The organism is Anaeroplasma bactoclasticum, assembly GCF_003550015.1.
Lineage (GTDB): Bacteria > Bacillota_I > Bacilli_A > Acholeplasmatales > Anaeroplasmataceae > Anaeroplasma > Anaeroplasma bactoclasticum.
In genome coordinates, this window is record NZ_QXEV01000029.1 from 1 (window position 1) to 22,484 (window position 22,484).

Below are 22,484 nucleotides of genomic sequence, written 5' to 3' on the forward strand. Positions count from 1 at the left end.
CCGGTAGTCCCAAACAAGAAAAGATATGCCACCAAAAATAATCACACAGTATCAAATGTAAATCAGATTCATAGTGAACTATCAATTTTGATTTCAAAAAAGCATGGCATATCAACAAGACATCTTCAGGATTATTTAAACTGGCTTCTGTTCTTAAAGAAGATTAAATATAGAGTAAAGGCCGAGGCAAGAGTTTCATTTACTTATATGGAATCAATGAAACAAGTTCATACAATAGCGGTAAGAAATATAACTAAGCTTCCTATGCCTATTGATTTATATCAGGCCTATGGAGCATATCATTATGGAATTTTTTCTTAATTACCAACTTTTTGTTTGAACTTAGCATATTTTTTTGTAAGATTCTTATTATACATAAATAGCATTGTTTGATATTGATCTGAATATGTTTCATCCTCACAATTATAAACATATTCCTTAAGTGGTCTATCAATACCAATAGAGAAATATGTATCATGATCTCCATATAATACTAATAATGTATTATCCATTTGATTTGTTTCTTCTAGGTGATTAAGAAGCTTACCTACCGCAACATCAAAATCCATTGTTTCACACATAATCATTTCAATTTGTGCTTGAACATTTTCTGGATCGTCTAAGCAAGGATTTTCATAAAGACCTAATTCTTCTGCTTGATGAAGCTTATCTACATAGCCTAAATCAATAAACTTTTGCCAGTTTTCTTGTCCTATATATGGGCCATGCATAGATAGTGTAGTCCAGAAGGAATAATATGGTCTATCCAAACATGATGGAGCTAGCTCTTCTAAGATATCATCAATAGTTTCACTATCTAGTGGATAATTACCATTATAGTTATTGTACCACTGACGTTCTTCATTAATATCTAATGAAAAATTAATATTATCAAAACCTAATATTACCATTTCATTATCACGATTATAGAAATCTCCATAATTGTTATGGAAATATGCGGTTTCATAGCCATATTGTTTTAGCATATTTGGCGCTGAATATGGTAATTGACCACTAAAATATTGAACATTAGATAATGCAGAACCATTAATACCAATAAATTCCGATACATTTGTTTTATTCTTTGATGCATTATTTGTAAAATAAATGCCTTCACTTGCAAGCTTATATAGATTTGGAGTTAGTGTTTCATTTAATAAATATTCTGCCCCTGACTCAATCATTATTTCAATGACATTATAATCCTTAAGTAGACCAAAATATTCATCTGTAACTGGAGTTTGAATACTATCTTCAGTAATTTCATCATACTTCTTTTCAATTTGAACGGTGCCTTGGGCACTTGCGAAGGAATAATTTAATACTCCATATTTCTTCATAGAAGTTTTCTTTAAATATCTTGATAGATATTGAATGATTTGATATCCACTCATATCTTCAAATATTTCATTAGAAGAATACTCACTAACAACGCTTTTTAAGCTTGCAGTTTCAATAGTTAAAGCTAAGGTTAATAAACCTAAAGAAATAATTGCACCTCTAGGTAGGTATCTAACATTTACCTCATCATTACCTTTAACTAAAACTTTATATATAGAAACTATACCTAAGGTATATAATATGCCAAATCCTAAGAATACTAATACAGCTAACCAATTGACATAATCTAAATCAAATACCATTACTGCTTCTCCTACTTGATTTAAGTAAGCGAAGGTGAATATATCTCTTGATGCATAATCTAAGGAGATATTTATCGCAAATAAAAGTAATGTTAATCCTAAAATAGTAGCTGTATAAGAAATGGATATCTTATTACTTTTTACCAAGATTGCCGGTATCAGTAATAGGATATATACTCCAATCTCAAGTAAGAAGGTTTGTGCATACGCAACTTGAAATATAATTAAATATACTGCCATTTCTGCAAGCACAAGTAATATAAATGTTAATAAAACAATTAATAATTTGCGTTTGAAAAAAACGTGCATATTCACGGGCCTCCTCTCATACTAATAAAAATTATAACATTATTTTATTTAAAATAAAATATATAACATATGTTATTGTATACTATTTTCGTTATATTTTCGTTACTTTTAGGAAAAAATACGAAATAAAAGGTGCAAATTTGCACCTTCATAATGAGTTTTTTCTACTCTTTTTAAATTTAATTAAATAATAAATGAATACAATAACTATAGAAAGAGTAATAAAACCTAAATAGTCTATTCCTACATCGCTCCAAGAACCATTTCTTCCTAAAGTTTTAGCCTCAAGCATGAATTCACTAATAACTGCAAAAATAAATCCTACACTAAAAGATATAGTAAGTAAAAGATAATCTTTTACTTTTTTTCTTAAGGATAAATAAAATAGAGTAGAAATGCTACCTAAGAGGACAAAATAGCTATAGTGGCCAATAAATTTTCTTACCCAAGAGCGAAAGGATTCACTTTGGCTATCTACTGTGCCACTTCCAGCTACCCCATTAATTACTTTGGCAGTTGCATCAGCTACCCTTTGGCTAGATTCAGTGGAATCTGCTCCATTTTCAAGGCATTTACAAACAAAAAATACCATTAATGCAATATAAATAATAGCTAATGTAATTTGATGGATTTTGTAAAGCCTATCTCTTTCCATATTAATCCTTCTTTTCTTCTAATGTATTCATAAAATCTTCCATGTAGGAAGGAATCTCTGAATCAAACTCCATCCACTCACCAGTAGTTGGGTGAATAAATCCTATGGTTTTCGCATGTAAGAATTGGCCCTTGTCTCCAATAACCTTTCTTCTACCATAGGTTTGATCTCCAACTAGTGGATGTCCTATATATTCTAAATGTACTCTAATTTGATGAGTTCTACCTGTTTCTAGGGCACATTCAATTAATGTATAGCCTTTAAATCTTCTTAAAACAGTAAAGTTAGTAATAGCTTCTTTACCATTTTTATCTACAGCCATTTTCTTTCTATCTTCCTTGCTTCTAGCGATAGGGGCATTAATTCTTCCCTTCTTTTCAGAGAATTCTCCATAAACTAATGCGACATATCTTCTTTTACAGGAATGATTTTTTAATTGTTCTGTTAAGGATAGACTTGCTTTATCATTTTTAGCTATCATTAATAAGCCTGTTGTATCCTTATCAATTCTATGAACAATACCTGGTCTTATAACACCATTAATTTCAGATAAGTCATCTAGCTCATATAATAAGCCATTAACTAATGTTTGTTCATAATTCCCAGCTCCTGGGTGAACAACCATTCCCTTTGGCTTATTTACTATAGCTACATCATTATCCTCATATACGATATCTAAATTTAGGTTTTCTGCCTTAACCTCTAAAGGCTTTGGTTCAATATCTAAAATGGTGATTACATCACCTAAAACTGCCTTTTGGCTTGGTTTAAATGGTTTACCATTACATAATATTTTTTCTTCTTCAATCATTTTTAAAATATAGGTTCTCGTTTTATCTGGTATTAAATCAACTAATACCTTATCTAATCTAAGATTTTCGTGATTTGCTTCTTTTACTGTGATATCCATATTTTCTCGCTCTCTTATCATAGAAGAATAAATAATCAATAATAACCATTATTAAACCAAAGATTAATAATACATCCGCAACATTAAATGTATTTTCTCCTTGACCAAATAAACTAACAAACCAGTTCCATGGTCCAAAGGAAATCATATCAATAACGCCACCTCTTTCAGGTGTTAGCATAATGATTCTATCAATTAAGTTACCAACACATCCAGCAAATGCCATAGTTACACCTATTGCATTAAATTTACCATGCTTCCAATCATTTTTGATGGCAAGACCACCTAAGATAATTGTTGCGATGGCACTAACTACAACTAAAACCCAACCATATTCACTAGCAAGTCCAAAGGCTGCACCTGGGTTTTCTTTGTAGGTAAATTTAACAAAATTACCTAGCACAATAGGGTTATTAGGGTCAATATAGCTTGCTAGAAACTTTACTCCCTGGTCAAATACGACTAAAAGAAAAAATACTAAAGCTGTAATAAACAAAATAATCACCTCCAACTACATAAGTTTAAATACAAGCTTTGCAAGTATAAAATATACTGCAAAGACTACAATGGTAATATATAACAAATCAACAACCCATACATGGTATAGGCCTTCTATTTGTCTTTGGGTTACTAAATGTAGATATTTTACATCTAGTATACCCATAAATAGAATTACAAATACTGCAATAGCTAAAGAAAATGCTACTTGCAAATTTGTAAACATTAATAAATTTGCAAATAATGTTATTGGTCCAATAACAATGAATAGTGCACTAAATATAGCTAGTAATAGGGCAATAAGCTTATTCTTCTTAGATACATTTAATGCCTCTATTTCATCTTGGACAGATGAATAGGTTTTATTTTTAACATCCGAAGTCATTCTTATAGCCCTCCTTTAAATAATTTAAGGCATCGTAGAAGGTTTCAATTTCAACGAGCTTCATATTATGATTTGGTAAGCTATCATATGCTTCCTTTGCATCCTTATAGTTTCCTCTAGCACAAAAGAATACATCGACATGGTCATCAAATGCTGTAGGAATCTTTTCTTTTATTCCACCAATCATACCAACACTACCAGATATAGATATAGTACCTGTACCTGCAATTTTAAGTCCATGAGTTAAATCCTCTTGAACTAATTGGTTATAAATGGATAAGGACTGTAAAAGTCCACCCGATGGACCACCTATAGTATTGGATGCAACACTAAATGTAGGACTTGAGTGTATTTCACTCCATTCATTGATGCCATAGGCTTCAAAATTATTGACACCCTTAATAAATGGAATTTCAATTTCGTTATTATTTCTTTTAACTAAATAATAATCTCCATCTTTTCTTTCCATTTCTCTTAAGACCTTATTGAATTCTTCAATATCGACAGTTACTTTAGCTAAAGAACCATATTCCTTAGAATATATTCCAATAATTCTATCGCCAATTTTAAAGCTTGATTTAGGTCCATAATAGGTTACATCATAGCCTACAAATTTATATTCTAAATGAATACTTGAATCTTCTTTACTTGCTTCACTATAGGCTAAAACAAGGGCATTCCCAATAGATGAATTATATTGAATCTTTCCTGCTTGGTAAGATTCAAAATCATTGATATGAGTAGTAGATTCACCCATTAAATAAGATTCTGCATCCTTTAAGCCTTCTACAATCCAATTTTGAAGTATGGTTGATTTATCAACAGAATATACATAAATAGTAGAAAATGAGCCTTTTTGCTCATTTTCTGTATTTATATCGACAACGGAAGTAAATTCTACCGTATCCCCTTTTAATATAATTCCACGATTCGTTCTTATAATACCAATAGTGAATAGGAATAAGGATAGGATAAAAATAGGAAATAAAACCCAAAATTTTTTTATATAAAATTTAAGGGTTTCCATTATTTCACAAACACCTCAATCTCAGGCATAGTTTCATAAATTACGCCTGCAGAATCTAGCATCTTCTTTGAAGCTAAATTCATTGGAGTGCCACTATATTTATCAGACATGTAAATAATCTTTTTTACACCTGATTGAATAATAAGCTTTGCACACTCATTACATGGGAATAAAGAAACGTATAAGGTAGAGCCCTTTAGGTTTGCGTTAGAGTTTAATATCGCATTAGCCTCTGCATGTACAACATAAGGGTATTTTGTATTTAATGGATTATTATCTCCCTTTCCCCAAGGGAATTCCTCGTCACTACAGCCTCTTGGAAATCCATTATATCCAATACCAATAATTCTCTTATCTTCGTTTACTAAGCAAGCTCCAACCTGTGTATTTGGGTCCTTACTTCTTTTTGCAGAAAGTAATGCAACTCCCATAAAATACTGATCCCAACTAATATAGTTCATAAATATTTCCTCCGGTTTTGTTTTTTTGTTTTTGTTTAATTTTAATTTATGGATTTAGACGATCTGGTCCACGGAAGATAAACATTGCATCCTTGATACCTAGATTGAACATGATCATGGTAATACGGTCTACACCAATACCAAATCCACCATGAGGTGGGCAACCATACTTGAAGAAATCTAAATAAAACTGTACATCATCATGTAATCCCTTTTCTTCTGCCTGAGCCTTTAGGATTTCATATCTATGCTCACGCTGTGCACCAGTTGTGATTTCACAGCCCTTCCAAATAAGGTCATATCCACAAGGTACACCCTTTTCATCTCTCATATGATAGAATGCTCTACATTCTTTAGAATATCCTGTAATGAATAAGAATTCATGACCAAACTTATCTAAGGATAATTTCTGAACTAATCTTTCACCCTCAGTTGTTAAGTCACCCTTTTCTTCTTCAGGAACCTTATATCCATAACGAGCCTCAAGCTCATCATATACATCATGTAAATCCATTACTGGGAAAGGTAGTGTTGGTACAACAATATCAATACCGAATACACGCTTTACCTCATCTCCATATTTTTCCTTTACACCTTCAAGGGCATATGTAAGCATTTCTTCTTCTACATGCATAACATCATGGAAGGATTCAATATATGAAAATTCTAGGTCAAAGCCTGTAAATTCAGTTGCATGCTTACGGGATGCAAACTTTTCAGCTCTAAATACTGGGCCGCACTCAAAGATTCTTTCGAATCCAGATGCCATAGCCATTTGCTTATAGAATTGTGGAGACTGAGCTAAGTATGCATTTCTATCGAAATAATCTACCTTAAATACACCTGCACCAGATTCTGATTCTGCACCAATTAGCTTTGGTGAATGGATTTCGATGAAATCTCTTTGAACTAAGAATTCTCTACATCTAGCAATAAAACAGCTTTGGCACTTAAACATTAATGTATTCTTTTCTGTTCTTAAGTCAATCCAACGATAGTCTAATCTTAAATCAATATTAGTTTCCTGTCCCTTAGGAGCTACAATTGGAGATGGTTCAGCAATACTATCAATTGTAATAGTATCTGGATACATTTCCATACCATTTAGCTTTACATATTCCGATGCTAAAATCTTACCCTCAGCCTCAATTACAGAATCTACTGTAATCTTAGCTAAAGTCTCTTCCATCTCTGGATGGTTTGCCTTTTCAATTGTAAGCTGAAGCTTACCAGATACATCACGTAATACGATAAAGCACATAGCCTTCTTATTACGGATAGACTCAACAAAGCCAGCTACATGGTTAACTTCGCCAAGCTTAATGTCTTTTAACATAACTCTTTTCATTTTTTTACTTCCTCTTTTTCTAATTCTTTGAAGGACAAGTGTTACAAGCACTAGCCTTATTTAGCTTTGTTAAAATATATGTATATACCTCAAGTAAGGATATTGTTTCTTGTTCATCTGTTTGATTATCCTTAATATTACATTTCATTTCAGCTAATTCATTTTCACCAAATATAATAGTGAATCTAGCATTATTCTTATCTGCCTTTTTAAACTGGCTCTTTAAGGATCCGTTTAAATAATCCATCTCACAGGAAAGCCCACCAATTCTACATGCATTCATAACCTTTACTGCCTCAGCCTGTGCTTTTTCACCTAAAGCAATAAAATATGCATGAATATATTCTTCCTTAGCTAAATTCTTTCCGCTAAAGGATGTTGCAAGTAGTAATCTTTCCATACCAAATGCCATACCAACACCTGGAGTTAATGGTCCACCTAAATCGCTAATTAACTTATTATATCTTCCACCTGCACCAATTACATTTTGAGCTCCAAATTCAGCTACATTAACCTCAAGCTCAAATACAGTATGGCAGTAATAATCAAGACCTCTTACTAGATTATCATCAATAACATATTTTAAATCCATAGAATCTAATGCTTCTAATACCTTATTAAAGCGTGTTTTAGACTCTTCATTTAAATATTCATTTATCTTTGGTGCTGTTTTAAAGAATTCTTGATCCCTATCTACCTTACAATCTAGAATTCTTAAAGGATTCTTTATAAGACGATTTTTACAATCTTCGCATAGGCAATCCTTATATTTACCAAAATGCTCTACTAATACATCCTTATACTTGCTTCTAGATTCCTCATCACCTAAAGAATTAATCTTTACAGTGATATCCTTTAATCCTAGTGCTCGGATTAAGGATGCACCAAGTGCGATAACCTCTGCATCAATATATGGCGAATCACTACCAAGTGCTTCTACACCAAATTGATTGAACTGTCTATTTCTTCCCTTTTGTGGACGCTCATAGCGGAACATTGGTCCCATATAGAAAAGCTTAGTTACCGGATTATCTACATAAAGCTTATTTTCAACAAAAGCTCTCGCAACACCTGCAGTGCCCTCAGGTCTTAGAGTAATTCCTCTGTCACTTCTATCCTTGAAATCATAGGTTTCCTTTGTAACCATATCGGAAGTATCATTTTGATCTCTATGGAATACTTCACTAGACTCAAAAATAGGAGTTCTAATTTCCTTATAGTTATAAAGCTTACAAATCTTACGAATTGTCTCTTCAAGCTTTTGCCACTCTCTTACCTCAAGTGGTAAGACATCGTATGTGCCCTTTGGCTTAGTAATCATACTATCACTCCTCGTAATTATATTTTGCATAGTAGCGAGCTAGGTGTAATTTCCCATCACCTATATCCTCTACTCTCTCATATTCATAATGGAATCCAATGGATTCAATTAAATGAATACTTCTTAAATTGTCAATAATACTTCCAAGATATACTTTAGAAAAGCCTAAAGAAAATGCTAAATCTACCATATAGGATACGCATTTTCTCATAATACCTTTACCCCAGTATTCTCTTTTTAAAAAATAACCAATTTCAATAGAATTCTCTTTTAAATTCTCTGAATGATAATCAATCATACCAATCATGTGATTATCCATAGTTATTGCATAACCCTTTGGTAAATCATCATTAATAGGTCTATTATTAAAGATTTCTTTAATGGTATATAAAGCCTCAGCTGGCTTTATAAATGGACCCCAGTTTAAATATTTCACTGTTTCTAAATCTTTACCAATTAAGAAGTAATCTAAGTAATCTGCCTCTTCAATTTCTCTTAAGTAAATATTACCTAATCTTTTTTCTTTTAATTTTGTTATCATAGTACTCCTAAAACTAAAAAAGCCCTTATTCCATAATAAAAAATATAGAATAAGGACGAAATATTCGTGGTGCCACCTTACTTCAGCTTACGCTCTCATTTCCGTTAACGCCGGTTTACGTCTTTGGTTAGAAGATCTCAGAAGTGCCTTATATGATATTCATTCAGATACTTTCACCATCTTATCCTCGCTTATGGAATAAACATTCATATACTTGCTTCATCAACAATTTATATACTTCTATATTTTATCATTTATGATAGTCAATTACAACAAATAGTTTTTATATAAAACACTTACTTTATATTATTCTAATTCTACTACATTATTATATAATGCAGTCTTCTTATCATTTAATTTCGCATCAATATGGTAATGTCCAAAATACCAATGCTTATACTCTATATTTTCTTCAAAATAATCTAAGATAAAATTATCCTCAAATGCTTCACATTTATTACCATAGATATAAAGTGCAGGGTTATAAAGAGTCATAGAATCAATACTATGAGTAATAATATAATCTACCTTATTCCCATATTTTAATAAGTTCCTTTTACCCTCTTCTATTTCCTCTTTATTTGGTATTTCATCCTTCCACCAGGAAATATGCTCTTCTCTTCTATATTTATCTATAGAGGTGCCTCCACCAAAAGTAAATATAGTTTTATCCTCAATAGTAAATACCTGTCCTCTCATTAAATGAATAATATTATCCTTTATAATATGAACCTTTCCACCATTCCAAATGGATATTGGATAGGAATTTAATAAATCAAAATTCTCATGGTTACCATCGATAAATAAAACCATAAATGGAAGCTTAGTATAATAGGATAAATCACGCTCTAGCGTATTTTTATTCCATACTCCACCAAAGTCTCCAGCAATAATTAAATAATCATTTTTAGATAAAATATTATAGTTATGTATTACTTTAATCTTATTGTAGTCAATTGTACCATGAGTATCTCCAGTAACCAAAATCATAATTCCACCTCCATTTTAAAAAGGTACTGTCAAATTTTAATATGTTAGTACCTTTTTGTTATATATCTAATAGTATTTCTACTAATAAATAACTTAAATAGATAATTATTTCAAACTTATCGTGATCTACAGTAAATCATTTTTATAGAGTTTGTTATAATATTATTTCTAACATAATTATATTTATTCTTATCATCCATTGTTTTTTCAATTAAACTCTTTTTATCTTGAGAATTATCCGATACCAATAAAAGTGCCATACCACTTTTTTTCATAATTCTTAAACAAGAATAAAATGCTGCTGTTTCCATTTCAATTAGTTTAGCGCCTGTTGCTTTTATTTCATCCATATGTGAATACTCAAGTAATATGCTATCCGTACAGAAAACTATTTCTTTTGTGATATCTATATTGTTTGATTTCAGTAATTCGATATTTTTATCAATTTCGTCTAAATTATATGGAATTATTACATTCCCATACATTTTTTTCTCAAATTGCTTTTTAAAAAAAGGCGTTACACCATCATATGAAATACACTTAGATGGAGTAACTAAAGAAGCAATAGGTATAGCTTTATCAATTGATCCAACTGCACCTATAAAATATATTTTATTTATATTTGCATTAGTAAGACATAGCATACAATCTGTTAAATTGGATGCTCCACTTCCACATTGAATATATGCAATTTTCAAATTATCTGAATAAACCTCATAGCTTGAATTATATGAAGCTTTCTTCAATAAAATTATATTATCCTCATCATTAAATACTTTTTCAGGATACCAAGATGGCGCAATTATTGCAAAGTCATAATATGTTTCTTTATGAATACCATATACAGCATATAATATATCATCTATCAAATTCACCTTTTCTGCTTCTTTTATAACATCTTTTGCATCTAAATAATCAATATCATCATATATTAATTCTTCAAATGGTACATCTAGTGCTTCTGCAATTTTTTTTAATTTTTCTAATGTTATTCCATAACCATTTTCAATTTTATATATTGCACTCCTATTTGAATACCCCAATTTTTGTGCCATATCATCTAAAGTTAATCCTTTAGATAGACGGACCCTTTTTATCTTATCCCCCAAAGTCATTTTATTTATCCTCCTTTGAATAATTTAATAAAATGTTTAATTTGTTAAAATAATCTATTTCTTTTTTAGAAGGATTATTGCTTAAACGATTCTTAAATTTTTCATATTCTTGGCTATTATCATATCTAAATTATAATAAGCTACGTTATACATTTTCCCATCTAGTGCAGTAGTTCGATAAAATCGAACAACTGAATTTTTATCTAATTCCTCTTCCTTTAATATACTATTTATATGGAAACTCATTGTTGATTTTGAAACATTAAATAAGTCACATAACTGTTTTTGGTTTAGCCAAACTGTATTATTCTCAATTTTTACTTCAATTTTATCCTTTCCATCCTCAGTTTTATATATTACAATATTGCCCATTTTCTCATCCATAATATCACCAATTCTTTCTAACAATACTATATCATGTTTATTATTTATAAACAACTGAAAGTATACAAATTATAAACACAAACCATAATAAAAAGGAGACAAATGTCTCCTCATATTATATAATAATTGTTTTAGTCTCTTTGCTGTCGCTAACAGTAATAATAGTTTTATCACTACTCTTTTTTACTGCAAGCATAGCTCTACCTAAGAATGCGTGGCAAGACCCTGCTACATAAGAATCCTCTGTCACTGGGTTTGCAGAACCAAAGCCTAGTAGTGTGCCTCTAGTTACTTTAGCATTAAGTAAATCGCCTCTTAATGTATCTACTACTCCATTATTATCCTTATATTCTACATAAAGGTAGCATAATTCATTACCTTCATAATCCTTTCTTAGGGTTAAGAAGGATTCTTTTGCAGTAGTAAGAAGTGCAACCTCTCTTCTATCATCAGAATAAGATCCAATAGCCTTAAGTGTACCCTCTTCATACTTGAAGCTAAATGTAACAAAGCCTTCTTTTACTTCCTTTCTACCTAAGGATTTACCATTTAAGAATAATTCTACATATGGGTAAATTGAATAAACCTCGGCAACCATTATCTTACCTATAGAATCCTTACCATAGGTAAAGGTTTCTCTTGAATTTGTCCAACGCCATGCGGATTTTGTTTCTTCCTTATCCTCTAGGTATGTTGCAATCTTTAATTTATATTTACCATAGGTAATTCCAGCTAAGAATGCCTCACCAGTAGGATTGCCAAGTAGGTCGAATGCGCCACCATTAGCCAAAATCCAAGGGTATGGCTTACAGAAATGATGGTCATAATCAAAATATCCACCAATTCCAACCTCACCTAAATAATCAATTCCAGTCCAAATGAAATCTCCAACTACTGCTGGGTACTTCTTCATTCTTTCATAATTATTATAAATGTCTTGGCACATCGTTTCTGTGCCTACAATAATTCTTTCTGGATGAATCTTAGAATCTAGCTCATATCTTTTATATGCATAATTATAGCCAGCTAAATCTAAGATTTTAAATGTTTCTACACTTACATCCTCAGAATCCTTGGCAATAGATATTTCAGCCATACCACGACCAAATTCAACGATTAAATCATTATAGATATCTACAATTTCATCACTATTGGTATAGACCTCCATCATCTTATACTTTGCCTTATGAGCATTTAATTCCTTTCTTTCTAGGTTTGTAAAATTAATACCCATAGTGGATGGTCTATAATCATTAGTTTTAATATAGCCACATAATTCCTTTAATATTTCAAAGCCCTTTTTATCTAATATTGTAGGAGAGGCAAGCTCATTACCCAAAGAATACATAATTACTGATGGATGATTATAATCCTTATCCATCATAGATTTTAAGTCTAGCATGTAATTATCCTTAAAATCTGTTGCGTAATCAAATTCTGTTTTATGGTATAGCCACATATCAACAAGCTCATCCATAACTAAAATACCTAATGCATCACACGCATTAAGTAATTGAGGAGATGCTGGATTATGTGCACTTCTTATTGCGTTAAAGCCAGCCTCCTTTAATACCTTTAATCTTTTAAGTTCTGCATCATATATAGATACAGCACCTAAAATACCATTATCATGGTGTAAGCATGCACCCTTTAATATAGTTTTAACTCCATTTAAATAGAATCCCTTAGTTGTATATTCTATAGTTCTAAAGCCATATTTCATTTGGTAGGTATCAATTATATCTACTCCATCAATTAAAGATAATTTAATATCATATAATTTAGGATTTTCTATATCCCATAGCTCTACATCAAGCTTAATAGAGCCTTCCTTTCCTTCTGCCTTAGAAATTAATCTTTTACCATCAAATACCTCAAGTAATACCTTATATTCCTTAGTACCTGTATATGGTAGCTTATATTCTAGAGTAACTGGATTTATAGATACAGTATTTAATCTTAATTCATTTAAGATGAAATGATCTAATCCACCAATAATTAATTCCACTCCTCTATATAAGCCCGCACCACTATACCATCTAGAATTAGGTACTTCACTATTATCTACAGTAATCTTTATAGTATTTGATGAACCATATTTAAAATCATGAGTCAATAGAACCATATAGTCAGTATAGCCATATTTATGGTGCATAAGCTCTTTATCATTTAAATATACAGTTGAATTTCTATATGCACCTAGGACGTGTAAAAATATAGAATTATTTTTAAATTCCTCTGGTACCATAAAGCTTTTTGTATATGTATAAAAGCCCCCATTAAAATATGCTCCACCAACACCACATAAGCCATCCTTACTTCTTTTTTCGTGCATCATAGCATCATGTGGTAAATCTACTATTTGTTCTATATTATCTTTTTTAAATGTCCAACCTAAATTAAAATCTTTAATAATCATTTTTCTTCTCCTTAGGAAACAAATAAATCATTAGAATCTTCAGTGTCTATAAACTCCTCTTGATCTAGAGTGCCTACAGCTTGAATTAGAAAATTAAACATGGAAATAATTTCAGATTCTTCCATCTCTGTATCTTGTGTTTTTTGATACATAGATGAAATTACACCAGATACATCTTCTCCTGCCTTTAGATTATCTCTTTCAAATGAATTTTCAATAGATAATCCATCTAATGTTTTACTTAAAATAGCATATAAATCTCTATTATTAATAATCATTTTTGTTGGTAGACCATCTTTTGTAAATACCTCATCTAAAATACCATAGATGATATTTTTATAATCCTTTGGATTTGAAATTATATATTTTAATTCCATATTTCCACTCTTATTATAATAAAAATATAAAAGTAATGGTCTTATACCACTACCCTTAACGGATACTGGTAGGTAGGATGTAAATAAATAACAATCCTCATTGGTATAGGTATGATCCTTATATTCATCAATGAATTGATGATTCATTGGTTGTTTTTTTGGAGCTATCTCTAAATAAGGTAGTGGTCTATATAGACAAGAATATTCCCTTTTTTCATAATTTAAGGATACTACTACACAATTATCCTGATTAAATGCTTCTAGGATATCCGCTTCTTCATTATCAATTAAGGAATCTAAGAATACTCCATAAATAGAAATAGTTTTTATATCACTATTTGAAGCAATCTTATATTTATATCCCTTTTTGAAACGATAAATAATTAAATTATTTTCTTTGGTTCTTCTTTGATTCATCTTTTTCAAGAAGCTAATATCTTCCAAAGTTAATGCATCCTTTGGTTTAAATACTGCAACAATAGAATCACAATCTCCAACAGTTACAGAATATTCATCTTGACTAGATAAGACATCATGAACATAGTTGATTCCATCTTTATTGTTGAAGCACTGTATCCCTACTCCCTCTCCAAAGAATTGATCTATGAAGGTTAAAAGAGCAGTTTTACCATCAGAATCAAATACATAAAATAAATCCGCACTAGTATATGTTTCAAAATGAGATTCTCTTTTAAATTTTAAGAAGACTTTTCTTAAGTCTAAATAATCTTCTTTTATACCCATAGCTACCTCCTATAGACTACAACTCTTTTAATTCCATATTCCTTATTCTTCCATAATTCCATGTCATGGAATTCTTTAGGATATATGGAATCTATTCCCATCTCAAAGACTATGATACCATCTTCAGTAAGTAAAGGATATACTTTATCTAAGATTCCTTTGATATCATCCATTTTATAGGGTGGGTCTAATATGATTAAGGAATATTTTTGATTTATAGTTTCACAAAATAAATTATAATCCATATTTGTAAATGTTACATCATTTATAATACCTAAGGATTTACAATTTCTTTTACAAACCTCTATGGCATTCTTATTTAAATCATTTAATGTGAATTTTTCTATTCCTCTAGAATATGCCTCAATTCCCATTGCGCCTGAGCCAGCAAATAAATCTAAGGCATTACCACCATCAAAGTATGGTCCTATCATATTATAGATTGCACCACGTACCTTGTCTTGGGTTTCTCTTGTAGTATCAAGATTTGTCATATCAATAATTCTATGTCTTAATTTACCAGCTACAATACGCATAAATACTCCTATCTAGGTAAGCTATCTACTACTTTAATGGATAGCTTTTTGCCATTAAATTTCTTATCCTTAGTATTCTTAAAGAATCTTAAGGCTTCACTATGTACTTCGATATAAGATTTTTTATCTTCTATGATAATTTTTCCAAAATGCTCACGATGAACCTTAAATTCATCATGGAAGAATACAACTAATTGATTAGGTCTAGCACCATCATTTTTACCAATATTACATTCAATAATAGAGAATGTTTTATTGGAATCTTTCTTTTTATTCTTATCCTTCTTATTCTTGTTATTATCCTTTTTATTTTCCTTTGGAGATTGAACATAAATTTCAGGATATTCTCTTTTCTTATTCTCATCTACCATAGAAACTAAAGCTGTAAGTAGTGGCATAGGATCACTATTTGCTCTTGCAAGCTTCATTAATAGATTATCATATTCATGATTATCGATATTATTTTCCATTACATCCATAATCTTTAAATAAAGCTTCTTTTGATAGCTTTTAGAAATTTCCTTTGGTGTTGGAATTTCATGTAAATTCATTTTAGATTTTGTATATCTTTCAAGCTCAGAAATTCTTGCCTTACTTCTTATAGTTGCAATAGTAATGGCTGTACCACTAGAGCCGGCTCTTGCGGTTCTACCAATTCTATGAACATATAGTTCATTTTCATTTGGTACATCAAAATTGATAACTGCATCAATTCCATCGATATCGATACCTCTTGCAGCAACATCTGTTGCAATTAAGATATCTATGGTATTGTTTCTGAAGGATTGCATTACCTTATCTCTTGAGATTTGTTTTAAATCTCCATGTAAGCCTTCCGCTCTAAAGCCTGAGGTTTGTAAGAATATAACAAGCTCATCTACCATAGATTTTGTATTACAGAAAATCATAATTTGATGGAACTGATTATAATCTAATAAGCGGATTAATAAATCCTTTTTGGAATCCTTTTTACAGTAATAAAGCTGTTGGTCAATTGCCTCAACAGTTAGAGTCTTTGCCTCTATTTTAACCCATTTAGGGTTATTCATATAGTTTTTTACAACATTTTTAATAAATGGAGGGATGGTTGCACTAAATAGGGCTGTTTGTCTTTCCTTAGGCATAGAAGATAAAATCTTCTCTAAATCCTCTTGGAAGCCCATTTTTAGCATTTCATCTGCTTCATCTAATACCAAATAGCTGATCTTAGAAAAATCTAAGTGGCCACGTTCCATTTGGTCTATGATTCTTCCTGGTGTACCAATAATGATTTGAGGCTTCTTTTGTAAAGCAATTCTTTGCTTTTCATAGGATTCTCCACCATAAATACAAGCACTCTTAATATCTCCATTTTTTCCAATTAGCTTATCAATTTCATTCGAAACCTGAATTCCAAGCTCTCTTGTTGGAGTTAATACTAAAGCTAGTGGATACTTCTTTGATGGATCTACTCTTTCAATTAGAGGAATCGCATAGGCGAAGGTTTTACCTGTACCTGTTTGAGCCTGTCCGATAACATCATAGCCTTCCTTTAGAAGTGGAATTGCTTCTTCTTGGATAGGCGTTGGGACTAAAATATTCTCTTTATTTAAGGCATCTAAAATAGATGCGCTAACGTTTAATTTTTCAAAATCATTCATACATTTTTCTCTTTCTTTTTTATAACCGCTTCATTATATCAAAAAGGATAAACTATGTAAAGAAATTTAATGTCTAATAAAAATAAAAAAGTGGATACACCACTTTTATAATAAGCCTAGGATGGTACGTGAAGAACGAAACCTTCACTTGTGGGTTGCCTCTTTTTAACTACTCATTAGGATTCCTGCTACCAAAAAGGCAGGCCTTCAACACAAAATAATTCTCAGCGCCCTTTTCTATTATAATGAGCTCCACGGCCTTCATCCTAGTTACCTATATTATAAACCTAAAACGTTTATTATTCAAGTTATTGGAATGTATTCCTATTAGACAAAGCCCATAAAATGACGAAAAGCTCCAAAGCTGGAGCTTAGAACTGGAAAAAATCAAAATAAGATAATACTAAAGTTAAGATTGCAAATAGGATTAATAATACTGCAACAATCTTCATTACATTATCCTTTGCATCAGACCCAAAGCGGCTTCTTGTAGCTTGTGGCATGCATAAGGCTATAACTCCTACACAAACAAGAACAATAGGGATTGCGAAATGGGCAGTAAAATAATTCTTAGCTCCCATAAACATTGCAACAGCTAAATAGCCTGCAACTCCAAGAGCAATAATACCTGATGTAATCATTATAATTTTATAAATTTGTTTTTCCCTTGTTGATGGCATAAAATCCCTCCTAAAACAAATTAAGTATATCATATTTCTTTTGTATGAGAAATACTTATCTTAAAATTGGCTTACCATCTTCAAAATGATCAACTATGGCAGCTGATTCCACTCGAATACCTTTTTCTTCTACTCTTTTTCTTCCACCCTGGAAGCCTTTTTCAATGACTATGGCAACACCAACTACAGTTGTGCCTGCTTGATTGCATAAATCAATTAAGCCTAAGGCAGCATTACCTTCTGCCATAAAATCATCAACAATTAGACATCTATCTTCTTTGGTTAAAAATCTTTTATCTACAGATACCGTATTTGTAGTTCCTTTTGTAAAGGAATCTACTACTGTTGTATAAAGGTTCTTTTCATCTAATATTTTAGATTTACTCTTCTTTGCAAATACTAAAGGTACATAACCAAAGTGAGAGGCAACTCCAACACCAAAGGCAATACCAGATGCTTCTATGGTTAATATTTTCGTTACACCTTCAAATTTTGATGCAAAATATGCACCAAGCTCATCTAATAGCTTTGTATCCACCTGATGATTAATAAAGGAATCTACCTTTAAAATATCATCACCAATGACATAACCATCACAAATAATTCTATCCTTTAATGTGTTCATAAAGACCTCCAAAACATCTTTGATTATAATTCTATAATAAATTATTTACAAGAAAACTATTTATTCTTTAACCAATCTTCTTTTGTTAATAAGTTTACATGACCAATTCTTATTTCATTTAATAAAGGTAATTCTAATCCTTCTGTTGTATGATGGTATTTAAAGCCTAGTTTTTCTTGAACTCTTTTGGATTTTAAATTACCATCATAATAACCGCCCCAAATTTTATTAAAGCCTAGCTTTAAAAAGCCATATTCAATTAAAGCTGCGCAAGCCTCAGGCATATAGCCTCTCCCCCAATATGGCTTACCAAGCCAATAGCCAATTTCAGCCTCATCCCTATTTATGGCTAAATCTGAATTTATTTTTAATTCGATAGAACCAATAGCGTGATTTATATTATCTTTTTCACATATTGCATAACAATATGGGTGATGATCCAAAAAATGAGAAATAATGACCTTACTTTCTTCTACAGATTTATGTGCTGGCCACCCTGCAATAGGTCCAACTGCAGGATCTTTTGCATAGATAAACATAGAATCAGCATCTTCCATTTTCCATTCTCTTAAGATTAATCTTTTTGTTTCTATAATATCCATACTCAAACCTCCAAAATTAGAATGAGCGTTTCGAATAAATCGAAAGCGCCATTTAAAAAGACGAAATAACCATCGAACTAGTTTGAGGCTACTTTTCTATAAACAGTTGCTTTTGCTGAACCTTCTTTTTCGACTAGACCTTTTTCAATTAGTGAATTCAAGATTCTAATGACAGTACTCTTCTCCATACCACTCAAAGATTCTATTTCATTTCTTTGATAGGAATAATTTTGTTTTAATACATCATATATTTTTTGTTCATTAGAAGTTAAATTAATTGCATTAACTACTGGTAGTGTAATGGCAATTGCTCCACTAGTTATTAAAAAAGTTGGCTTTACTATTTTATCTAAATAAGCACTATTTATTCTTTTAATTCCAGTAGCAAATTTTTCAATTATATTTAATCTATGAAATACCTCAGCAATAATAGGATTCCTTAAACTAGAATAGTTTCCATTTATATAATCTTCATTTGACATACCTGCAACTAATCCACCAGGAGATGATATTCTAACCTTATCAGGATGCATTTCTACTTTAATATTAGCCCTAACATCCCATGCTCTGTGGACTAATGCATTTGCTATTGCTTCTCTAAAAGCCTCAAAAGGAATGAGTTCATGCTTTACTCTTAATGATCCTTCAATCTTTTCGATAGTATATTCATTCTTATAAATGTCAATTGCATCATAATATTGCTTTAATATTGAAACATTATCAAATGTATATCTTCTTCTAAATTCATTGATATTATTACCAAAAACAACAATATCCAATCCTAAAAAATTATTATTATCTGACAAGAGATAAGCAGCATTGTTATACCCATTAGTATCACTATACAAGTTTAGACTTTTTAAAACATCCTTATCAAATTTTGATAAGTTTAATGCCTCTACTATTTTTTTAGATAATATTTCAAAGGATAGTTCATCTTTTTTACATGGTAAATCTTCATAGTTTAGATTCATACCTTCAAGTATTAATCTTTTTTCAGCCAAATCATCTGCCTCAATTGTTGATGAATCATTTCTAATATAACATTTTCCATTATATCTATATGGTGTATTAAATCCTTTTTTTACAAATAGACTAATTGTATTATCCTTATTTATTCTAAGTGAATAATTTGGCAATGGTTTAATTGAATCATTAATTTGATTTTCTATATTTAAACAAGCATCATTAGGATTTTCAACTCCGATTATATTAAAATCATCTGTAACACCAAAAATTATTTCACCATCATTATAATTTGCAAAGGCACTTACTGTTTTTAAATATGTTTTTGTGATTTGTTCTTTGTATTCTAAAAACTTGCTTTCCTTTTCCATAGTTTTATCCTCTCTTTTGTCTATATTATACAATCGTTCCATTCGTTTTGCAACGATTAATCAATCGTTCCATTCGTTTTGCAACGATTATTTTTATAGTTTTTCCAAGCGAGTTCGTATATTTTAGAATATTTAATCACCATAGCACGCATAGTTAAGTACATTTTTGGCAAATAAAAAAACAGGACCAAAGTCCTGCTTCTTAAGAAATTACTTAGCTTTCTTTTCAGTTCTTAAAACAACTACGTTTTCTTTAGCAACTGCTTTTGGATTAGCTAAACCCTTCTTAGCTACTTCAACTAACTGCTTGAAGCCTTCAGCATCATTAACAGCCATTTCAGCTAACATCTTTCTGTTGATAACAACATCAGACTGTGCTAAACCGTTGATGAACTGAGAATACTTCATACCATTTAACTGGCAAGCAGCATTGATTCTCTGAATCCAAAGCTTTCTGAAATCTCTCTTACGAGCCTTTCTATCACGGAAAGCGTACTGTAAAGAACGCATAACCTGCTCATGAGCAGTCTTATATAATGTGTGCTTAGAACCATAGTAGCCCTTAGCTAGCTTTAAGACAGCCTTACGTCTTCTTCTTGTTACATATCCACCTTTAACTCTTGGCATGATCTAAACCTCCTCTTACTTCATTGGTGCAATTAACTGGCTAATTCTCTTAGCATCAGTGTCATGCACTAATCCTGACTTTGATAAATTCTTGTTCTGCTTGTGAGACTTGTTAGTCTTTAAATGTCCAGTATAAGCATGACCTCTTTTGATCTTACCTGTACCAGTAATCTTAATTCTCTTCTTTAAACCACTGTGTGTCTTTGCCTTTGGCATAATCCCTTACTCCTTTATTGAATATTTTTCTTTTCTTTTTCTTTGTCTTTTTCAGACTTTGGCGCTACAACAGCAAACATAATACGACCATCCATCTTTGGCTGAGCCTCGATGTTTGCAACCTCTTGTAGACTTTCAATGAAACGATCGATAACTTCCTTACCTAATTCTTGGTGTACAATCATACGTCCATAGAATCTTAAAGTAATCTTTACCTTGTTTCCTTTAGCTAAGATTGTCTTAGCTTTGTTAGCCTTTGTTTCAAAATCGTGCTTTTCAATGGTAGGTGACAGCTGGATTTCTTGAACAACTGTAACCTTCTGATTTTTCTTCATTTCCTTAAGCTTCTTTTGCTGCTCAAAACGGAAACGAGAATAGTCCATCATTTTAGCTACTGGTGGGTTTGCATCTGGTGAAACTAATACCAAATCCATTCCACGGTCATAAGCCTCATTAAGTGCCTTAGCTCTTGAAATAACACCTAATTTTTCTCCAGTATCTGTAATAACTAGCATTTCCTTTGCACGAATTGCTTCATTGACGATTGCTTCATCCTTCTTCTGCTTGTTAATACCAATCACCTCCAAAAATTTTGGAAAAATAAAAGAGGACATAAACGCCCTCTTAAAAATCATAATTATATCTATAAGATATTATAGTGACTTTTTGCCTACCAACAAACTAAATCAATCAGGCGAGAAACAGGCGTTTCTTCTTTCCACATATTTATTTTAACCTCTAATATAATACACTTATTTTTACTTCATGTCAACAACAAATTTTACATTTTTTTAAAGTGCTGTGCCATTATAAGACAAGAACGCCATTATATAAAGTATATATTATAGTGTTTTATACATGAAATCGTTTTCAAGTCTTTTATAATACTATTTTTGTCCAATAGACTAGATTAAATTACGAAAATATTTTATAATATTTACGAAATATTTTCAAAAATATATTTAAAAAATAGAATAAGGAGAAAAAACATGAAAAACAATGCTAAGTTCAAACAAAAAGTTGGTAATTAAGAAAAAATTCCATAATGATATGCTCCATAGGCCTGATATAAATCAATAGGCATAGGAAGCTTA

At 31.0% G+C, this 22,484-nt stretch carries 23 protein-coding genes, 2 pseudogenes and 2 other annotated features; of the genes and pseudogenes, 1 reads left to right on the forward strand and 24 read right to left on the reverse strand.

Features of this window, described 5'->3' with window-relative positions:
• Window positions 1–321 (forward strand): annotated as a pseudogene (locus tag EI71_RS10230) (hypothetical protein); the annotation flags it as partial.
• Here the strand turns inward: EI71_RS10230 and EI71_RS08510 are convergent.
• The 24 genes and pseudogenes from EI71_RS08510 to infC all read right to left on the reverse strand — a co-directional run bounded on the left by EI71_RS08510 (window position 318) and on the right by infC (window position 21,968).
• Complete coding sequence (locus EI71_RS08510) at window positions 318–1,952, reverse strand: LTA synthase family protein (protein ID WP_119016821.1); 1,635 nt, start codon at window positions 1,950–1,952, stop codon at window positions 318–320. The pseudogene EI71_RS10230 and the gene EI71_RS08510 sit on opposite strands and share 4 nt — an antisense overlap.
• Before the next feature lie 148 nt (window positions 1,953–2,100).
• Window positions 2,101–2,607: a VanZ family protein gene (locus EI71_RS08515; protein WP_162849906.1), complete on the reverse strand. Its 507-nt coding sequence runs from the start codon at window positions 2,605–2,607 to the stop codon at window positions 2,101–2,103.
• Window position 2,608: 1 nt separating this feature from the next.
• Window positions 2,609–3,538, reverse strand: coding sequence for an RluA family pseudouridine synthase (locus tag EI71_RS08520; protein ID WP_119016823.1), 930 nt, complete (start codon window positions 3,536–3,538; stop codon window positions 2,609–2,611).
• The gene (locus EI71_RS08525; RefSeq protein WP_162849907.1) at window positions 3,477–4,013 is read right to left on the reverse strand and encodes a signal peptidase II; all 537 of its coding nucleotides are present in this window, start codon (window positions 4,011–4,013) and stop codon (window positions 3,477–3,479) included. Before EI71_RS08525 ends, EI71_RS08520 begins: the two co-directional genes overlap by 62 nt.
• 15 nt (window positions 4,014–4,028) lie before the next feature.
• Window positions 4,029–4,400 (reverse strand): hypothetical protein, encoded by a 372-nt coding sequence (locus tag EI71_RS08530; protein ID WP_119016825.1) that lies wholly within the window; start codon window positions 4,398–4,400, stop codon window positions 4,029–4,031.
• Window positions 4,384–5,427 (reverse strand): S16 family serine protease, encoded by a 1,044-nt coding sequence (locus EI71_RS08535; protein ID WP_119016826.1) that lies wholly within the window; start codon window positions 5,425–5,427, stop codon window positions 4,384–4,386. Before EI71_RS08535 ends, EI71_RS08530 begins: the two co-directional genes overlap by 17 nt.
• On the reverse strand, window positions 5,427–5,888 hold the full coding sequence (locus tag EI71_RS08540; RefSeq protein WP_119016827.1) for a deoxycytidylate deaminase: 462 nt from the start codon (window positions 5,886–5,888) through the stop codon (window positions 5,427–5,429). The genes EI71_RS08535 and EI71_RS08540 overlap by 1 nt, the downstream gene beginning before the upstream one ends.
• 46 nt (window positions 5,889–5,934) lie before the next feature.
• Entirely contained in the window at window positions 5,935–7,236 is a 1,302-nt protein-coding gene (gene aspS, locus EI71_RS08545; RefSeq protein ID WP_119016828.1) for an aspartate--tRNA(Asn) ligase, read from the reverse strand.
• 19 nt (window positions 7,237–7,255) lie between these two features.
• Window positions 7,256–8,557, reverse strand: a complete 1,302-nt coding sequence (hisS, locus tag EI71_RS08550) for a histidine--tRNA ligase (protein WP_119016829.1) — start codon at window positions 8,555–8,557, stop codon at window positions 7,256–7,258.
• A gap of 4 nt (window positions 8,558–8,561) precedes the next feature.
• A complete protein-coding gene (locus tag EI71_RS08555) occupies window positions 8,562–9,098 on the reverse strand; it encodes a GNAT family N-acetyltransferase (RefSeq protein ID WP_162849908.1) in 537 nt (178 codons plus the stop codon).
• Between the two features lie 48 nt (window positions 9,099–9,146).
• Window positions 9,147–9,333: a binding site (T-box leader), on the reverse strand.
• 71 nt (window positions 9,334–9,404) lie between these two features.
• Window positions 9,405–10,088: a metallophosphoesterase gene (locus EI71_RS08560; protein ID WP_119016831.1), complete on the reverse strand. Its 684-nt coding sequence runs from the start codon at window positions 10,086–10,088 to the stop codon at window positions 9,405–9,407.
• A gap of 116 nt (window positions 10,089–10,204) precedes the next feature.
• Window positions 10,205–11,203 (reverse strand): phosphorylase family protein, encoded by a 999-nt coding sequence (locus EI71_RS08565; protein ID WP_119016832.1) that lies wholly within the window; start codon window positions 11,201–11,203, stop codon window positions 10,205–10,207.
• A gap of 81 nt (window positions 11,204–11,284) precedes the next feature.
• A complete protein-coding gene (locus EI71_RS08570; RefSeq protein ID WP_119016833.1) occupies window positions 11,285–11,587 on the reverse strand; it encodes a virulence RhuM family protein in 303 nt (100 codons plus the stop codon).
• A 115-nt stretch (window positions 11,588–11,702) separates the two neighbouring features.
• Window positions 11,703–14,006, reverse strand: coding sequence for a glycoside hydrolase family 2 TIM barrel-domain containing protein (locus EI71_RS08575; protein ID WP_119016834.1), 2,304 nt, complete (start codon window positions 14,004–14,006; stop codon window positions 11,703–11,705).
• A gap of 11 nt (window positions 14,007–14,017) precedes the next feature.
• Window positions 14,018–15,127, reverse strand: a complete 1,110-nt coding sequence (locus EI71_RS08580; protein ID WP_119016835.1) for a hypothetical protein — start codon at window positions 15,125–15,127, stop codon at window positions 14,018–14,020.
• A 2-nt stretch (window positions 15,128–15,129) separates the two neighbouring features.
• Window positions 15,130–15,663, reverse strand: coding sequence for a 16S rRNA (guanine(966)-N(2))-methyltransferase RsmD (rsmD, locus tag EI71_RS08585; protein ID WP_119016836.1), 534 nt, complete (start codon window positions 15,661–15,663; stop codon window positions 15,130–15,132).
• 8 nt (window positions 15,664–15,671) lie between these two features.
• Window positions 15,672–17,303, reverse strand: coding sequence for a DEAD/DEAH box helicase (locus EI71_RS08590; protein WP_119016837.1), 1,632 nt, complete (start codon window positions 17,301–17,303; stop codon window positions 15,672–15,674).
• A 371-nt stretch (window positions 17,304–17,674) separates the two neighbouring features.
• Window positions 17,675–17,983 carry a hypothetical protein gene (locus EI71_RS08595; protein WP_119016838.1) on the reverse strand — a complete coding sequence of 103 codons (309 nt, stop codon included), beginning with the start codon at window positions 17,981–17,983 and terminating at the stop codon, window positions 17,675–17,677.
• 55 nt (window positions 17,984–18,038) lie between these two features.
• Window positions 18,039–18,608 (reverse strand): xanthine phosphoribosyltransferase, encoded by a 570-nt coding sequence (locus EI71_RS08600; protein ID WP_119016839.1) that lies wholly within the window; start codon window positions 18,606–18,608, stop codon window positions 18,039–18,041.
• Between the two features lie 56 nt (window positions 18,609–18,664).
• Entirely contained in the window at window positions 18,665–19,210 is a 546-nt protein-coding gene (locus tag EI71_RS08605; RefSeq protein ID WP_119016840.1) for a GNAT family N-acetyltransferase, read from the reverse strand.
• 77 nt (window positions 19,211–19,287) lie between these two features.
• Complete coding sequence (locus EI71_RS08610; RefSeq protein WP_162849909.1) at window positions 19,288–20,547, reverse strand: RNA-binding domain-containing protein; 1,260 nt, start codon at window positions 20,545–20,547, stop codon at window positions 19,288–19,290.
• A 273-nt stretch (window positions 20,548–20,820) separates the two neighbouring features.
• Window positions 20,821–21,174, reverse strand: a pseudogene (rplT, locus tag EI71_RS08615) (50S ribosomal protein L20); the annotation flags it as partial.
• Between the two features lie 15 nt (window positions 21,175–21,189).
• Window positions 21,190–21,390 (reverse strand): 50S ribosomal protein L35, encoded by a 201-nt coding sequence (rpmI, locus tag EI71_RS08620; protein ID WP_119016843.1) that lies wholly within the window; start codon window positions 21,388–21,390, stop codon window positions 21,190–21,192.
• 14 nt (window positions 21,391–21,404) lie between these two features.
• Window positions 21,405–21,968, reverse strand: a complete 564-nt coding sequence (infC, locus tag EI71_RS08625; RefSeq protein WP_425453579.1) for a translation initiation factor IF-3 — start codon at window positions 21,966–21,968, stop codon at window positions 21,405–21,407.
• A 14-nt stretch (window positions 21,969–21,982) separates the two neighbouring features.
• Window positions 21,983–22,113 (reverse strand) — a sequence feature (ribosomal protein L20 leader region).
• Window positions 22,114–22,484 lie beyond the last annotated feature (371 nt).

What these genes read in the sequence shown, in the direction of transcription:
- EI71_RS08510 (WP_119016821.1), bottom strand. Translation starts at nt 1,952, where the DNA reads ATGCACGTTTTTTTCAAACGCAAATTATTAATTGTTTTATTAACATTT.
- EI71_RS08515 (WP_162849906.1), bottom strand. Translation starts at nt 2,607, where the DNA reads ATGGAAAGAGATAGGCTTTACAAAATCCATCAAATTACATTAGCTATT.
- EI71_RS08520 (WP_119016823.1), bottom strand. Translation starts at nt 3,538, where the DNA reads ATGATAAGAGAGCGAGAAAATATGGATATCACAGTAAAAGAAGCAAAT.
- EI71_RS08530 (WP_119016825.1), bottom strand. Translation starts at nt 4,400, where the DNA reads ATGACTTCGGATGTTAAAAATAAAACCTATTCATCTGTCCAAGATGAA.
- EI71_RS08535 (WP_119016826.1), bottom strand. Translation starts at nt 5,427, where the DNA reads ATGGAAACCCTTAAATTTTATATAAAAAAATTTTGGGTTTTATTTCCT.
- EI71_RS08540 (WP_119016827.1), bottom strand. Translation starts at nt 5,888, where the DNA reads ATGAACTATATTAGTTGGGATCAGTATTTTATGGGAGTTGCATTACTT.
- aspS (WP_119016828.1), bottom strand. Translation starts at nt 7,236, where the DNA reads ATGAAAAGAGTTATGTTAAAAGACATTAAGCTTGGCGAAGTTAACCAT.
- hisS (WP_119016829.1), bottom strand. Translation starts at nt 8,557, where the DNA reads ATGATTACTAAGCCAAAGGGCACATACGATGTCTTACCACTTGAGGTA.
- EI71_RS08555 (WP_162849908.1), bottom strand. Translation starts at nt 9,098, where the DNA reads ATGATAACAAAATTAAAAGAAAAAAGATTAGGTAATATTTACTTAAGA.
- EI71_RS08560 (WP_119016831.1), bottom strand. Translation starts at nt 10,088, where the DNA reads ATGATTTTGGTTACTGGAGATACTCATGGTACAATTGACTACAATAAG.
- EI71_RS08565 (WP_119016832.1), bottom strand. Translation starts at nt 11,203, where the DNA reads ATGACTTTGGGGGATAAGATAAAAAGGGTCCGTCTATCTAAAGGATTA.
- EI71_RS08570 (WP_119016833.1), bottom strand. Translation starts at nt 11,587, where the DNA reads ATGGATGAGAAAATGGGCAATATTGTAATATATAAAACTGAGGATGGA.
- EI71_RS08575 (WP_119016834.1), bottom strand. Translation starts at nt 14,006, where the DNA reads ATGATTATTAAAGATTTTAATTTAGGTTGGACATTTAAAAAAGATAAT.
- EI71_RS08580 (WP_119016835.1), bottom strand. Translation starts at nt 15,127, where the DNA reads ATGGGTATAAAAGAAGATTATTTAGACTTAAGAAAAGTCTTCTTAAAA.
- rsmD (WP_119016836.1), bottom strand. Translation starts at nt 15,663, where the DNA reads ATGCGTATTGTAGCTGGTAAATTAAGACATAGAATTATTGATATGACA.
- EI71_RS08590 (WP_119016837.1), bottom strand. Translation starts at nt 17,303, where the DNA reads ATGAATGATTTTGAAAAATTAAACGTTAGCGCATCTATTTTAGATGCC.
- EI71_RS08595 (WP_119016838.1), bottom strand. Translation starts at nt 17,983, where the DNA reads ATGCCATCAACAAGGGAAAAACAAATTTATAAAATTATAATGATTACA.
- EI71_RS08600 (WP_119016839.1), bottom strand. Translation starts at nt 18,608, where the DNA reads ATGAACACATTAAAGGATAGAATTATTTGTGATGGTTATGTCATTGGT.
- EI71_RS08605 (WP_119016840.1), bottom strand. Translation starts at nt 19,210, where the DNA reads ATGGATATTATAGAAACAAAAAGATTAATCTTAAGAGAATGGAAAATG.
- EI71_RS08610 (WP_162849909.1), bottom strand. Translation starts at nt 20,547, where the DNA reads ATGGAAAAGGAAAGCAAGTTTTTAGAATACAAAGAACAAATCACAAAA.
- rpmI (WP_119016843.1), bottom strand. Translation starts at nt 21,390, where the DNA reads ATGCCAAAGGCAAAGACACACAGTGGTTTAAAGAAGAGAATTAAGATT.